This window comes from Shewanella sp. GXUN23E, assembly GCF_050865035.1.
GTDB lineage: Bacteria > Pseudomonadota > Gammaproteobacteria > Enterobacterales > Shewanellaceae > Shewanella.
Genome location: NZ_JBOZWP010000029.1, coordinates 1 through 13,282, shown reverse-complemented (window position 1 = coordinate 13,282; position 13,282 = coordinate 1). Strand labels below are relative to the sequence as shown.

Here is a 13,282-nt window from a genome sequence, read left to right as displayed (position 1 = left end):
ATTATTCTCCGGCGCGCTGATCATCAACATCGACGTTTTGCGGCACGGTAAATTTAAACAGGCTGTTATCACCGGCCTCAAGGGCACGCTGGCCACGCAGCTTGAACAGACTGGTGTTGCCCTGATTATCCAGAATACTGAACTGCGACAACTGCTCCCCGTTGAAACACACATCAACACCCACGACCTGACTGTCAAGACTCTTGGGTTTTATCTGATAACAGTCGCCGTTTTGTGTCACATTATAGTCCTGCCATACCTTGTCGTCCTGCTGCACCAGCAGTGCCATTGGCGAAGCGGCGATCACCTCATCGATACCCATGACAGTGACCTCCTCGGCAAACGGATTGTAGATCCACACATCCTTGCCATCGGCAACAATCATGGACTCATCCGGCGAGGTCAGGTGCCAGTAGAGACGATTGGGCGCTGCAAGTGCGATAACCCCTTCACCCTGCTGGATTTGTTTATCGTTCACATCGGTCACGGTTTGCTGAAAATCAGCACTGACCGCATTAAGATGCCCCAACTTTTGTTTCAAAGAGGCCGCATCATCCGCTGCAGCACTGAAAGCCAGTGCCATGGCAATCACAGAAAAACTGACGCGCTTTATCATAGTCTGTCTACCTACTGGTTATTTTGGCGGTGGCGGTGCCAGCACTTCACGGTTGCCGTTGTGGCCTTGAGCACTGACAACACCCTGCATTTCCATCTGTTCAATAATCCGGGCAGCCCGGTTATAGCCAATCTTAAATTTGCGCTGGACACTGGAGATAGAACCACGACGGGTTTCGGTGACAAACGCCACCGCTTCGTCATACAAAGGATCCAGCTCCTCGTCACCTTCTGCCGCTTCACCGGGAAGCAGTACCTGTTCACCGTCACTGGCACCCTGCAGAATTTCATCAATATATTGCGGTTTGCCACGGGCGTGCCAGTCAGCAACGACCGCGTGTACTTCGTGATCATCCACAAAGGCACCATGTACCCGCACCGGTACACTGGTACCCGGTGGCAGATACAACATGTCACCCATCCCCAGCAGGGCTTCTGCACCCTGCTGATCCAGAATGGTTCTGGAGTCAATTTTGGAGGACACCTGGAACGCCATACGGGTCGGAATATTGGCCTTAATCAAACCGGTAATCACATCCACTGATGGGCGCTGGGTTGCCAGGATCAAATGAATACCTGCCGCACGTGCCTTTTGAGCGATACGGGCAATCAGCTCTTCCACCTTTTTGCCGACTATCATCATCATGTCGGCAAATTCATCAACCACCACGACAATAGAAGGCAGTTTTTCAAGTTCAGGCGCTTCAGGGGCCATGGAGTCGGTTGATTTCCACAAAGGGTCAACCATAGGTTCGCCGCGGGCCTTGGCATCGCTGACCTTGGCATTGAAGCCTTTGAGATTACGCACACCGACTGCTGACATCAACTTATAGCGGCGCTCCATTTCCCCCACACACCAACGCAGCGCATTGGCGGCTTCTTTCATGTCGGTCACCACTTCACACAGCAAATGGGGAATGCCTTCATAGACAGACAATTCCAGCATTTTGGGGTCGATCATGATGAAGCGCACTTCATCCGGAGTGGACTTGTACAGCAGACTGGTGATCATCACGTTCACCCCCACCGACTTACCTGAGCCTGTGGTACCGGCCACCAACAGGTGCGGCATCTTGGCCAAGTCTACTACCACGGGTTCACCGGCAATATCGGCCCCCAGCACCATGGTCAGGTTGGATTCGCTGCGGGTAAATTTCTCGCAGTCCAGTACATCACGCATGAACACGGTTTCACGGAATTTATTGGGGATCTCCAGGCCTACATAGGCTTTGCCCGGAATAACCTCAACCACACGCACACTTTCGGCAAGCAGCGAACGGGCCAAGTCTCGGGACAGGTTAGTGATTTTTGAGGCTTTGACACCCGGCGCCAATTCCAGCTCAAAACGGGTAACCACCGGGCCCGGAAACACCCCCACCACATTAGCCACTACGTTAAAATCGGCCAGTTTGGCTTCGACCGTTCTGGCGACCTGATCCAGCTCTTCCTGACTGATAGGATTATGTTTGCGATTTGGTACATCCAGCAGACTGATATCCGGCAACGGCGTGATTGGCTTAGGCGGAACAATCTCCTGCCCCGGGATAGTAATGACACCATCAACCACTTTGGCCTTACTGGCATCCAAACGGGCTTTGGCATTGACCGCCCCAACGGATGACTTACGCTCAAAATCAATCACCTCGGCTGAGTCAGTCCATGGTGGAGTATCCTGTTTGGTCACATCTGAACCCACCGCCATGCTGGGTTCAACCCGCGCGCTGAGTGCTTCAGACTCGATCAGGGGTTCCTCTTCAGCGTGTTCGGCCTGATGACCCTTTCTACCTTTCAACAAGCCGGAGAAGCGTGACACCAAACCACTGGCCTGGGAATCATCCACATCGGTATCGTCACTTTGTGGAGTGCGTGTTTGCGTGGCATTAAATGACAAATCTGCAATGTCGGGTTCATCATCGGCTGACAATTGAGGCTCTGCCCTCCCCCGTCGCTCACGGAATTTATCGACCAGAGACAGGAAGCCGCGGGTATCTTCAGTATCATCATGACGCTGTTTAATTCTGGCCGGGAGATGATACAGCCATAGCACCACACGAATGCACAACATACCGGTGACATCCACCAGGGTCAGCATGCTCACGCCGGTCAGCAAGGTAAATCCGGCACACACAAAGGACAACAATAACAGGGTTGTTCCCAATGTATTGAAATAAGGCAACATGGCGGCGGCGATAACATCCCCTGCAACCCCGCCAGCAGAAAACTCATAGATATCGTTGGCATTCATGCTCGCCAGTGTCGCCAGGCTCAGTACCATCAGCAAAAAGCCCACCAGACGCAGGCCGACAGAAAAATAGTCAACCTCCAGCAATCTATGGCTGCGTTTAAACAGCAGCCAACCGGCAAAGGCTACCACGAAAGGGATCAAAAAAGCGGTGTATCCGAAGAAATACAAAAGTACATCAGCCACCCAGGCACCGACTGCCCCGGTGAGATTCTGGATTTCACCCTGATAGCTGGTTTGACTCCAGCCGGGATCTGAGGGATGAAAACTGCTCAATGCCAGCAGAATAAAAGTCGCCAGCATACAGGTGATTAATAAGCCGCCTTCCTGTAGCCGCTGTAATCCGGTGAGTGTGTTGACGCGAGTTCCCTGAGACAAGCCGAGCATTCCGTAAGATTTGATACATTTGGCCTTAAGATATCAGAAACTCCATGAATATGCAGCGAATCCACCGTCGATGGGCGATTTCTAATGCAGAAGATGAAAAGCTGTGAATGAAATGCTATTTCGGGGAAAGCTGGTGTGAAACAAAAGGGCCCTCAGGCCCCTTTGTATTGGTCATTAAGCTTCTTTAGCCAGTGGCTGAATCGCCACCCGGTTAGTTTGCTTAACTTCTTCCATTACAACGTAGGTACGGGTGTCAGACACGGCAGGTAACTTCAGCAGGGTTTCACCCAGCAACTTGCGGTATGCAGACATATCCGATACGCGGGTCTTCAACAGATAGTCGAAGTCGCCGGATACCAGATGACATTCTTGGATGTCGTCCAGCAACTGAACGGCCCGATTAAACTTATCGAACACTTCTGGAGTGTCGCGATTCAGGGTAATTTCAACGAAGACCAGTAAAGATGCACCGAGGAAATGAGGGTTAACCAACGCGGTATAACCGTTGATATATCCTTGTTTCTCCAGTCGTTTCACTCTTTCCAAACAGGGTGTAGGACTCAATCCAACGCGCTTTGACAACTCAACGTTGGAAATACGACCATCAATTTGCAGTTCGTTAAGAATGTTACGATCTATCCGATCCAAGTCTTTTAAAGGACTCTTTTTATTATATGGCATAGTATTAACCTTATTTTAGGGTTAAAACGATATTTTATTTTGTGTATGTCGAATGTTCAGCAGCATATACTGCTTGCCCAATACTATACTAGAAACCCCTGAAAGAATCACCTTCAGGAAGCATAAAATAACAAATATACCTATGAAAAATGGGTTTTTTATTAAAAGAGGCTCAAAGATGATTATTGGTGTACCCAAGGAAATTAAGAACCACGAATACCGTGTTGGTATGGTGCCAGCCAGTGTTCGCGAACTCACCTTAAGGGGTCATAAGGTTTTGGTGGAAACCCAAGCCGGAATGGGAATTGGATTCACTGATCAGGATTATCTGGACGCAGGTGCAGAAATCCTCGACACCGCTGCGGCTATTTTCGATGCGGCGCAAATGATCGTAAAAGTTAAAGAGCCTCAATCCGTTGAGCGGGCTATGCTCAAGCAGGATCAAATTCTGTTCACCTACCTCCACCTGGCACCGGATCTGCCACAAACAGAAGAACTGATTCGCAGTGGCGCAGTATGTATTGCCTACGAAACTGTCACCGATGATCGTGGTGGTCTGCCTCTGCTGGCACCCATGTCAGAAGTCGCAGGACGCATGTCTATTCAGGCCGGAGCCATGGCACTGGAGAAATCCAAAGGTGGCAGCGGCATGCTGCTTGGCGGTGTGCCCGGTGTTGAGCCTGCCAAAGTGGTGATTATTGGCGGCGGTATGGTAGGTACTAATGCAGCGCAAATGGCTGTCGGCATGGGGGCCGACGTCGTAGTGCTGGATCGCAGTATTGATGCGCTGCGTCGCCTGAACGTCCAGTTCGGCTCCAGTGTAAAGGCCGTTTACTCCACAGCCGACGCCATTGAGCGCCATGTACTGGAAGCGGACCTGGTTATCGGTGGCGTACTTATCCCGGGAGCGGCAGCGCCCAAATTGGTCAGCCGTGACATGATTTCCCGCATGAAGCCAGGCAGTGCTATTGTCGATGTGGCTATCGATCAGGGTGGTTGTGTCGAAACCTCAAAAGCCACGACCCATCAGGAACCTACTTATATCGTTGACGATGTGGTGCATTACTGTGTCGCAAATATGCCCGGCGCAGTAGCCCGCACGTCCACATTCGCGCTGAACAACGTTACCCTGCCCTACATCATCAAACTCGCCGACAAAGGCTATAAAGAAGCCCTGCTGGCTGACAGGCATCTGCTTAACGGTCTAAATGTGATGCATGGCAAAGTCACCTGTAAAGAGGTCGCGGAAGCCCATAAGATGGCTTACGTTGACCCTACAAACCTGTTGTAAAATCAGGGAACTGTATAAGGGAGCTGCGGCTCCCTTTTTCGATTATGGCAATCGCTTATGACGCTTTACCCCGCTTGCCAAATTCCCTACAATCGGCCCAATTTATCAAGGCACGGAGAAAGAGATGAGCCAAGCCAGACATTGCAAGCTTTTGATTTTAGGTTCAGGCCCGGCAGGATACACCGCCGCGGTTTATGCAGCGCGTGCCAACCTGAATCCAGTGATGATCACAGGTATGCAGCAAGGTGGCCAGTTGACCACCACCACTGAAGTTGAAAACTGGCCGGGAGATGCAGACGATCTGACAGGTCCTGCGCTGATGGAACGCATGCAAAAGCATGCCGAAAAATTCAATACCGAAATTCTGTTTGATCACATCAACAAAGTGGACTTCAGCCAGCGTCCATTTCGTCTGTTTGGTGACAGCGGTGAATATACCTGTGACGCGCTGATCGTGGCGACCGGCGCATCAGCCAAATATCTTGGTCTGGAGTCCGAAGAGGCCTTCAAAGGCCGTGGCGTCTCGGCCTGTGCCACCTGTGATGGATTCTTCTACCGCAACCAGAAAGTCGCTGTGATCGGCGGCGGTAACACGGCCGTTGAAGAAGCCTTGTATCTGAGCAACATTGCTGCCGAGGTGCATGTAATTCACCGTCGTGACAGCTTCCGCTCTGAAAAAATTCTGGCTGATCGCCTGCTGGAAAAAGCACAAAACGGTAACGTAGTACTGCACCTGGATCGCACACTGGAAGAAGTGGTTGGCGATCAAATGGGCGTGACCGGTATCAAGATCCGTTCTACCAAAGATGACAGCATTGAAGAGCTGCAGGTGGCCGGCGTATTTGTGGCTATCGGCCACAGTCCGAATACTGCAATCTTCGAAGGTCAGCTGGAAATGAACAACGGTTACCTGAAAGTACAAAGTGGTCTGGAAGGCAACGCCACTCAAACCAGCATCGAAGGGATTTTTGCCGCCGGCGATGTGATGGATCACATCTATCGTCAGGCCATTACCTCTGCGGGAACAGGTTGTATGGCGGCACTGGATGCAGAGCGCTTCCTGGATGCCCAGAAGTAAACGAGTCAGTTAACTGACTGAAAAGCAGCCTCAAGGCTGCTTTTTTTTGTCTGTGATTTGCATTCTGCCTACTCAGTCAGCGAAAGCATTGATCTTGGGCTGATGTCTATTATCCATTGACTGGACTCGAAGTATTTAGGCATCAAAATCAATGTCGCGTAAATCAGAACACCTATTGCTACTATAAATAACATCATAGGGAATAGGATGGGGCGCGATTGCAGCCACAGTTCAAACAAACACGCAGTATGCAACAACGAAAAAAGGGACCAAATGGTCCCTTTTTAACAGAATCAAAGACTAATTACTTAGCCAGTGCTTCTTTTGCCTTTTCAACCAGAGTAGCGAAAACTACTTTGTCGAATACAGCGATGTCAGCCAAAATCTTACGATCGATTTCGATTGACGCCTTCTTCAGACCGTTGATGAAACGGCTGTAAGACAGACCATTCTGACGAGAAGCCGCGTTGATACGAGCAATCCACAGTTGACGGAATTGACGTTTCTTCTGGCGACGGTCACGGTAAGCATACTGACCAGCTTTGGTTACAGCTTGAACTGCAACGCGGAAAGTACGGCTACGAGCGCCATAATAACCTTTTGCAAGTTTCAGTACTTTCTTGTGACGAGCACGTGCGGTTACACCACGCTTAACTCTTGGCATTTTTCTCTCTCCTCAAATTAAGCGTATGGCAGTTGGCGAGCGATTGCTGGCACGTCTGCTTTGGCAACTAAACACTTGGCGCGCAGGTGACGCTTACGCTTGGTGCTCTTCTTGGTCAGGATGTGACGCAGGTTAGCTTGCTTGCGCTTGAAACCGTTAGCGGTTTTCTTAAAGCGCTTAGCAACACCGCGGTCTGTTTTCATTTTAGGCATTTCTAAAACTCCGCATTGGGATGATTAATAAAACGTAAGGCGAAAAGGGGATTGACCTGAATCAACCCCCTTTTACTTTGAAGGTTGCCCTACTATTTCTTTTTCGGCGCGAGAACCATGACAGCCTGGCGACCTTCCATTTTCGGGAAGGACTCCACTACTGCCAGCTCTTCCAGATCAGCCTTGATACGGTTCAAAAGATCCATACCCAGGTTCTGGTGAGCCATTTCCCGGCCACGGAAACGCAACGTAATTTTCGCTTTGTCTCCGTCTTCCAGAAAACGTACCAGGTTGCGTAGTTTTACCTGGTAGTCGTTTTCGTCAGTTCCAGGACGGAATTTAATTTCCTTAACCTGAACCTGCTTTTGCTTTTTCTTCTGCTCTTTAGCGGCCTTGGCCTTATCGAACAGATACTTTCCATAGTCCATTATGCGACAGACTGGCGGTTCGGCATTCGGGCTGATTTCAACCAAATCCAGACCGGCTTCATCAGCCAGGTTCTGAGCTTCACGAATGCTGACGATGCCGATTTGCTCACCATCAACGCCGTTTAAACGTACCTCTGGTACACCAGTAATTTCATCATTGATACGGTTAGGGGCAGCCTGACGCCCTGCTTTCTTGATCTTTATGACCTATTCCTCCAACAGATTAAGACTACGGAGCGAAATTTGTTTCTTGACCATGTCGGCAAATGCTTCGATTGTGAATTTGCCCAGGTCTACACCATCACGAGTTCGCACCGCTACTTCGCGGTTTTCCATTTCCTGGTCACCTACGACCAACAGGAAAGGTACCCGCTTCAAAGTATGCTCGCGTATTTTAAAGCCAATTTTCTCGTTCCTCAAGTCCGAAGATGCACGAATGCCCTGTTCCTTGAAGACTTTGACGACTTCTTCAACATATTCAGCCTGTTTGTCGGTGATATTCATGACAACAGCCTGCATTGGTGCCAGCCATACAGGGAATTTACCTGCATATTCTTCAATGAGAATACCCAGGAAGCGCTCAAGTGAGCCCAAAATCGCCCGGTGGATCATCACAGGGGTCTGACGGCTGTTGTCTTCAGCAACATAAGTCGCCCCCAGACGTCCTGGCAACGCATAATCGAGCTGCACGGTACCACACTGCCACGCACGGTCAAGACAATCATGCAAAGTGAACTCGATTTTAGGTCCGTAGAAGGCACCTTCGCCTGGCAGGACTTCAAATTCGATACCGTTGTTACGCAATGCTTCTTTCAAGGCTTCTTCAGCGCGATCCCACATGGCATCGTCACCGATGCGCTTTTCAGGACGGGTCGACAGCTTAACCACAATGTTGTTAAAGCCGAAAGTGGCATAAGTGTCATACACCATCTTGATACAGCTGCTCACTTCCTGCTGAACCTGCTCTTCAGTACAGAAAATGTGAGCGTCATCCTGAGTAAAACCACGAACGCGCATCAGACCGTGCAGCGAGCCGGATGGCTCATTACGATGACAGCAACCAAACTCAGCCATACGCAATGGCAGATCGCGATAGGACTTAAGGCCCTGATTGAAGATCTGCACATGACCCGGGCAGTTCATCGGCTTGATGGCATATTCGCGGTTTTCGCTGCTGGTGGTGAACATGGCGTCTGAGTACTTGTCCCAGTGGCCTGAACGTTCCCACAGCACGCGGTCCATCATCAACGGACCTTTCACTTCCTGGTAATCATAGTTACCCAGCTTCTGGCGTACGAAACGCTCAAGCTCCAGGAACAGACTCCAGCCATTGTTGTGCCAGAACACCATACCAGGCGCTTCTTCCTGCATATGGTACAAATCCAGCTGCTTGCCAATCTTACGATGGTCACGCTTGGCTGCTTCTTCCAGACGCACCAGATGCGCCTTCAGAGCTTTCTTGTCGCCCCAGGCGGTACCGTAGATACGCTGCAGCATCTTGTTGTCTGAGTTACCGCGCCAGTATGCACCGGCCACGTTCATCAGTTTAAAGTGTTCGCAGAAACGCATGTTGGGCACGTGCGGACCACGACACATGTCGGTGTACTCTTCATGGTGATACAGTGCCGGGGTTTCATCACGGCCGATATTCTCATCCAGAATTTCCATTTTATAGCTTTCGCCGCGCGCCTCAAAAGCGTCACGGGCTTCCTGCCAGCTCACTACGCGCTTAACCACGTCATAGTGGGTTTTGGCCAGCTCCTGCATACGCTTTTCCAGCGCATCCAGATCTTCCTGGGTCAGCTTGTGCTCCAGATCAACGTCATAATAGAAACCGTTGTCGATCACCGGACCAATAGCCATTTTGGTTTCAGGCCACATTTGCTTGATAGCATGTCCCAGCAGGTGAGCACAGGAGTGACGCAGAATTTCCAACCCTTCTGTATCTTTGGCTGTGATAATTGACAGCTCGCTGTCCTGCTCAATCAGATCGCAGGCATCTTTCAGCTCACCGTTAACACGACCGGCAATACAGGCTTTCGCCAAACCTGGGCCGATATCGGCAGCAACATCAAGGGTAGAAACGGGACGGTCAAACTCGCGTTTGCTGCCGTCAGGAAGAGTAATAACAGGCATGTAAAATCCTTATTCCAGTGGTGACCCATACGCAGGGCCACTTGGTGATAAAAAATAAAAGAGGGAATTGCCGCCGGCGACAGAACAGTACGGAGTCCTACATTTCCGGTTGCAGGCGAAGGAGTGTACGCCAAACCACCAGGGGGTTCAACCTTGTAGTCCGTTTGTCCCCCGCTGAATGCCAATATCTGCAGCCACTCTCACAGCTGACTGACCCGGGTTGTAAACCGGGGTCAGCATGGAACGTCACATAACGGCTTTCTCTGAACCCAAGTCCGGTGGGCATGAACCCGGCCTGCCGGAATAAGGCCGCAGGCCTGCAAATAGCGGCAAGTCAGCGTCGTTGGCAGCCGCATAGTGAAAGGCAACGGGTTGTAGACTCAACGCCATCTCTGAGGCAGGATGAAAACTGCAGCGGGCGTGGCGGTGAATAGGGGATATCCGTTTATCTTCCCTGTTATCTTCCCTTTTCGCCTCCATATATAGAGGTAGAGGAAGGCAGTCAGGGGAGAAAGGCCAACTGATCGAAATGAGAGCCCGGTATTGTCATTACCGGGCCACACTGGCGGCAATAATTACGCTTGTGCATGAGTACCTACTGCTTAATTGCTCGTCTGCTAACACGTATGGAATGCACACTGGATGTACGCCGTGAATTCAGGGCGCCCCAAGTATAATACCGATTGTTCTCACCAGAGGACGAGTTGAAAAGGCTTATTTACTGCGTTACCACTTATGTTGAAAATCAAAGGGGATTTATCCCGATAGACTTTCAATTTGGCGCAAGCTACGCGGATGTGGCGAATGTTTAACGCGGATGTGGCGAATGTTTATATTGCACGACTATATGGATAGATATAGGAGGTAGGGCAACGCAGGAGCAGTAGGCTATGAGTAAATATAGCCCTTGTCTCTGAGCCTTTTCATTCTCGCTGAGTGACTAAACTCCTATGCCAAATGGTATAAGCCCGGTCTGCCTTATTAATGCATAGGACGACTATTGGTGGTGATTAACATCGGCGACGATTGATAACGGCTGGCGACAACGGGCAGCTATAGTATTGCGACTATGCAGGAGGTGAATGATGAAACTTAAATCCAACACCATACATTGTCCCCATTGCGGTCATCATCAACATATCAACATTGACTGCAGCAATGGGGATCAAGAGTATTTTGAAGACTGCCGGGTGTGCTGCAATCCGATTCACCTCAGATTGCACATCGACGACCAGCATAAAAAGATTGAACTGTACATTGATGCTGACGATGAACAGTACTATTGATCACCAAATCGAGCTGCCAATACCCGCTCAACAGTATCGACAATCGCCTGGGTTTGACTGTCGATTTCAATGTTCAGTCGACTGCCTGCCCCGGCTTTATCCAGATTGGTCAGTCGCAGTGTTTCAGGGATAAGGTGTAACCAGAAACTATCCCCGTCGACCTGCCCCACCGTCAGGCTGCAGCCATTTACTCCGATAAACCCTTTATAAAGGATGTAATGCATCCACTTGGGGTCCACTTTCAGACGCATATCATAATGCTCGTCAGTCTGACTCAGCTCAATCACTTCAGCAGTCGTGTGGATGTGTCCCGACAGAATATGGCCACCGATTTCACTGCCAAATGTCAGCGAGCGTTCAATGTTGACCCAGCTTCCAGTTTGCAGATCTGCCAGATTGGTGAGCCTGGCCGTCTCTTCCATTACATCAAAAAACACCCTATCATTCGCGATCTGTGTAACCGTCAGGCATACACCGTTATTGGCAACACTGGCTCCTGTCGCCAGGTTTGCGCGCAGTTGGTCAGGAATGGCCACTTCCAGCGTGGTAACACCATCTTTTTTGTAAATATCAGTCACCTCACAGGTGGCTTGAACGATACCAGTAAACATTTTCCACTCGCTTTAGCATAGGTTTTTTCATGAATCATACGGGCTATCAGGCCAAAAGACTGATCCAGCTGGCATTGCCAGTGCTGATCGCACAGGTTACCCAAACCATGATGGGTTTTATCGACACCGTGATGGCAGGCAGGGTCAGCGCTGTGGATATGGCCGCCGTTGCTGTCGGCACCAGCCTGTGGTTGCCGGCAATCCTGTTTGTGCAGGGGCTGCTGATGGCATTTACCCCTATGTTTGCCCACCACCATGGGGCTAACAATCCAAAAGCCATTGCCCCACTGGCCCAACAGGCAGCCTATATTGCCATAATAGGCAGTGTGGGTGTGATTCTGTTTCTGAGCAGTGCGAACTTCATCCTGAAATTTATGGATTTGGAGCCTAAACTGCACGATCTGACGCTGGGTTACATCAATGGCATCATGTGGGGTGCGCCCGCATTCGTGCTATATCAAGTATTGCGTGGCTGCGCAGAAGGGATTTCCTATACCCTGCCGACCATGGTTATTGGCTTCGTGGGTCTGGCGGTGAATATCCCCGCCAACTATATATTGATCTATGGCCACTTTGGCATGCCCGCTCTGGGCGGCGCGGGATGTGGCGTCGCAACTGCACTGGTATTCTGGGCGATGTTTCTGTCTATGGTCATCTACGTGCGTTTCCACAAACGCTTTGCCCAAATTCAGCTGTTTGAACGCTTCTTCCAACCCCATGCGCAAACGATGTGGAACATGACCAAGCTGGGTTTCCCCGTCGCCATGTCATTATTTTTTGAAGTCAGCCTGTTTGCGGTCATCGCCCTGTTGTTGGCACCTCTTGGTTCCATTGTGGTGGCCGGACACCAGATAGCACTTAACTTTTCTTCTATTGTGTTCATGCTGCCACTGTCTATTGGTATCGCCGTATCAATCCGGGTTGGCTACTACCTGGGACGGGATCAGTGGGAAGTTGCTGCCAAGGCTGCCAAAGTTGGCCTGGGGCTGTCTTTTTCCATGGCAATGGTGACTGCCGTACTGACCATTTGGCTGCGCCACGATATCGCGATGCTGTATAACAGCAATCCTGAAGTTGTGGCACTGGCAGGCACCTTGATGCTATTGGCCTCTTTATATCAGCTGTCTGATTCAATTCAGGTCGTCGCTGCGGGCGCACTTCGTGGTTATAAAGATACCCGCAGTGCCTTCTTCATTACCCTGATATCCTATTGGCCGATTGGTCTGGGGCTGGGCTATACCCTGGCGTATACCAACTGGATAGTGCCGGCTATGGGTGCCAGCGGATTCTGGATAGGCTTTATTGTGGGTCTGACCTCTGCCGCCATCATGTTTGCCATTCGTCTGAGGTACATTCAGAAAAACCATATTGTTCTGGACGTTATCGAAGATTCTGTGGCGCATTAAGCAGCTGATTGCCGAATGACTGGGCAAGTTGTTCAGCATTCGGCCAATCGCACGGAAATTTATTTTTTTCGCTTGCACAATCAAACGCAACCCACTTAATATAGCGTCCGTCGTCAGGGACGCTGATTTACAAGCGAATATGGCGATGGCAATACGGACGCGGGATGGAGCAGCATGGTAGCTCGTCGGGCTCATAACCCGAAGGTCGTCGGTTCAAATCCGGCTCCCGCAACCAACTTTGTCAA

General features: G+C 50.4%; 12 protein-coding genes and 1 tRNA gene. 5 read left to right on the top strand and 8 right to left on the bottom strand.

Annotation, left to right across the window (positions count from 1 at the left end):
• Position 1: 1 nt before the first annotated feature.
• The 3 genes from lolA to lrp all read right to left on the bottom strand — a co-directional run bounded on the left by lolA (position 2) and on the right by lrp (position 3,925).
• The gene (gene lolA / locus ACRRUX_RS19115; RefSeq protein WP_432533530.1) at positions 2 to 616 is read right to left on the bottom strand and encodes an outer membrane lipoprotein chaperone LolA; all 615 of its coding nucleotides are present in this window, start codon (positions 614 to 616) and stop codon (positions 2 to 4) included.
• 18 nt (positions 617 to 634) lie between these two features.
• Positions 635 to 3,235, bottom strand: a complete 2,601-nt coding sequence (locus tag ACRRUX_RS19110; protein WP_432533527.1) for a DNA translocase FtsK 4TM domain-containing protein — start codon at positions 3,233 to 3,235, stop codon at positions 635 to 637.
• A gap of 183 nt (positions 3,236 to 3,418) precedes the next feature.
• Positions 3,419 to 3,925, bottom strand: a complete 507-nt coding sequence (lrp, locus tag ACRRUX_RS19105) for a leucine-responsive transcriptional regulator Lrp (RefSeq protein WP_432533524.1) — start codon at positions 3,923 to 3,925, stop codon at positions 3,419 to 3,421.
• A gap of 178 nt (positions 3,926 to 4,103) precedes the next feature.
• Here lrp and ald point away from each other — a divergent pair, with 178 nt between their 5' ends.
• Both ald and trxB read left to right on the top strand, forming a co-directional pair.
• Positions 4,104 to 5,216 (top strand): alanine dehydrogenase, encoded by a 1,113-nt coding sequence (gene ald / locus ACRRUX_RS19100; RefSeq protein WP_432533521.1) that lies wholly within the window; start codon positions 4,104 to 4,106, stop codon positions 5,214 to 5,216.
• Between the two features lie 124 nt (positions 5,217 to 5,340).
• Positions 5,341 to 6,294 carry a thioredoxin-disulfide reductase gene (trxB, locus tag ACRRUX_RS19095; protein WP_432533518.1) on the top strand — a complete coding sequence of 318 codons (954 nt, stop codon included), beginning with the start codon at positions 5,341 to 5,343 and terminating at the stop codon, positions 6,292 to 6,294.
• A 304-nt stretch (positions 6,295 to 6,598) separates the two neighbouring features.
• On the opposite strand, the gene rplT is transcribed toward trxB, so the two are convergent.
• The 4 genes from rplT to thrS form a co-directional block, all read right to left on the bottom strand.
• Positions 6,599 to 6,958 carry a 50S ribosomal protein L20 gene (gene rplT / locus ACRRUX_RS19090; protein WP_115138818.1) on the bottom strand — a complete coding sequence of 120 codons (360 nt, stop codon included), beginning with the start codon at positions 6,956 to 6,958 and terminating at the stop codon, positions 6,599 to 6,601.
• Between the two features lie 17 nt (positions 6,959 to 6,975).
• Positions 6,976 to 7,170, bottom strand: a complete 195-nt coding sequence (gene rpmI / locus ACRRUX_RS19085) for a 50S ribosomal protein L35 (protein ID WP_432533514.1) — start codon at positions 7,168 to 7,170, stop codon at positions 6,976 to 6,978.
• 92 nt (positions 7,171 to 7,262) lie between these two features.
• Positions 7,263 to 7,802: a translation initiation factor IF-3 gene (gene infC, locus ACRRUX_RS19080; protein WP_432533653.1), complete on the bottom strand. Its 540-nt coding sequence runs from the start codon at positions 7,800 to 7,802 to the stop codon at positions 7,263 to 7,265.
• Positions 7,803 to 7,805: 3 nt separating this feature from the next.
• Positions 7,806 to 9,734 (bottom strand): threonine--tRNA ligase, encoded by a 1,929-nt coding sequence (gene thrS / locus ACRRUX_RS19075; protein WP_432533511.1) that lies wholly within the window; start codon positions 9,732 to 9,734, stop codon positions 7,806 to 7,808.
• Positions 9,735 to 10,819: 1,085 nt separating this feature from the next.
• On the opposite strand from thrS, the gene ACRRUX_RS19070 reads away from it, so the two are divergent.
• Positions 10,820 to 11,020 carry a CPXCG motif-containing cysteine-rich protein gene (locus tag ACRRUX_RS19070; protein WP_432533650.1) on the top strand — a complete coding sequence of 67 codons (201 nt, stop codon included), beginning with the start codon at positions 10,820 to 10,822 and terminating at the stop codon, positions 11,018 to 11,020.
• Here ACRRUX_RS19070 and ACRRUX_RS19065 read toward each other — a convergent pair.
• Positions 11,014 to 11,631 carry a riboflavin synthase subunit alpha gene (locus ACRRUX_RS19065; protein ID WP_432533508.1) on the bottom strand — a complete coding sequence of 206 codons (618 nt, stop codon included), beginning with the start codon at positions 11,629 to 11,631 and terminating at the stop codon, positions 11,014 to 11,016. The genes ACRRUX_RS19070 and ACRRUX_RS19065 overlap by 7 nt on opposite strands.
• A gap of 29 nt (positions 11,632 to 11,660) precedes the next feature.
• Between ACRRUX_RS19065 and ACRRUX_RS19060 the strand changes: the two genes are divergently transcribed.
• Together ACRRUX_RS19060 and ACRRUX_RS19055 are read left to right on the top strand one after the other, a co-directional pair.
• Positions 11,661 to 13,037: an MATE family efflux transporter gene (locus ACRRUX_RS19060; protein WP_432533505.1), complete on the top strand. Its 1,377-nt coding sequence runs from the start codon at positions 11,661 to 11,663 to the stop codon at positions 13,035 to 13,037.
• Between the two features lie 158 nt (positions 13,038 to 13,195).
• Positions 13,196 to 13,272, top strand: a tRNA-Met gene (locus tag ACRRUX_RS19055).
• Positions 13,273 to 13,282 lie beyond the last annotated feature (10 nt).

Coding starts and splice junctions, on each gene's coding strand:
- lolA (WP_432533530.1), bottom strand. CDS start 616: ATGATAAAGCGCGTCAGTTTTTCTGTGATTGCCATGGCACTGGCTTTC.
- lrp (WP_432533524.1), bottom strand. CDS start 3,925: ATGCCATATAATAAAAAGAGTCCTTTAAAAGACTTGGATCGGATAGAT.
- ald (WP_432533521.1), top strand. CDS start 4,104: ATGATTATTGGTGTACCCAAGGAAATTAAGAACCACGAATACCGTGTT.
- trxB (WP_432533518.1), top strand. CDS start 5,341: ATGAGCCAAGCCAGACATTGCAAGCTTTTGATTTTAGGTTCAGGCCCG.
- rplT (WP_115138818.1), bottom strand. CDS start 6,958: ATGCCAAGAGTTAAGCGTGGTGTAACCGCACGTGCTCGTCACAAGAAA.
- rpmI (WP_432533514.1), bottom strand. CDS start 7,170: ATGCCTAAAATGAAAACAGACCGCGGTGTTGCTAAGCGCTTTAAGAAA.
- thrS (WP_432533511.1), bottom strand. CDS start 9,734: ATGCCTGTTATTACTCTTCCTGACGGCAGCAAACGCGAGTTTGACCGT.
- ACRRUX_RS19070 (WP_432533650.1), top strand. CDS start 10,820: ATGAAACTTAAATCCAACACCATACATTGTCCCCATTGCGGTCATCAT.
- ACRRUX_RS19065 (WP_432533508.1), bottom strand. CDS start 11,631: ATGTTTACTGGTATCGTTCAAGCCACCTGTGAGGTGACTGATATTTAC.
- ACRRUX_RS19060 (WP_432533505.1), top strand. CDS start 11,661: ATGAATCATACGGGCTATCAGGCCAAAAGACTGATCCAGCTGGCATTG.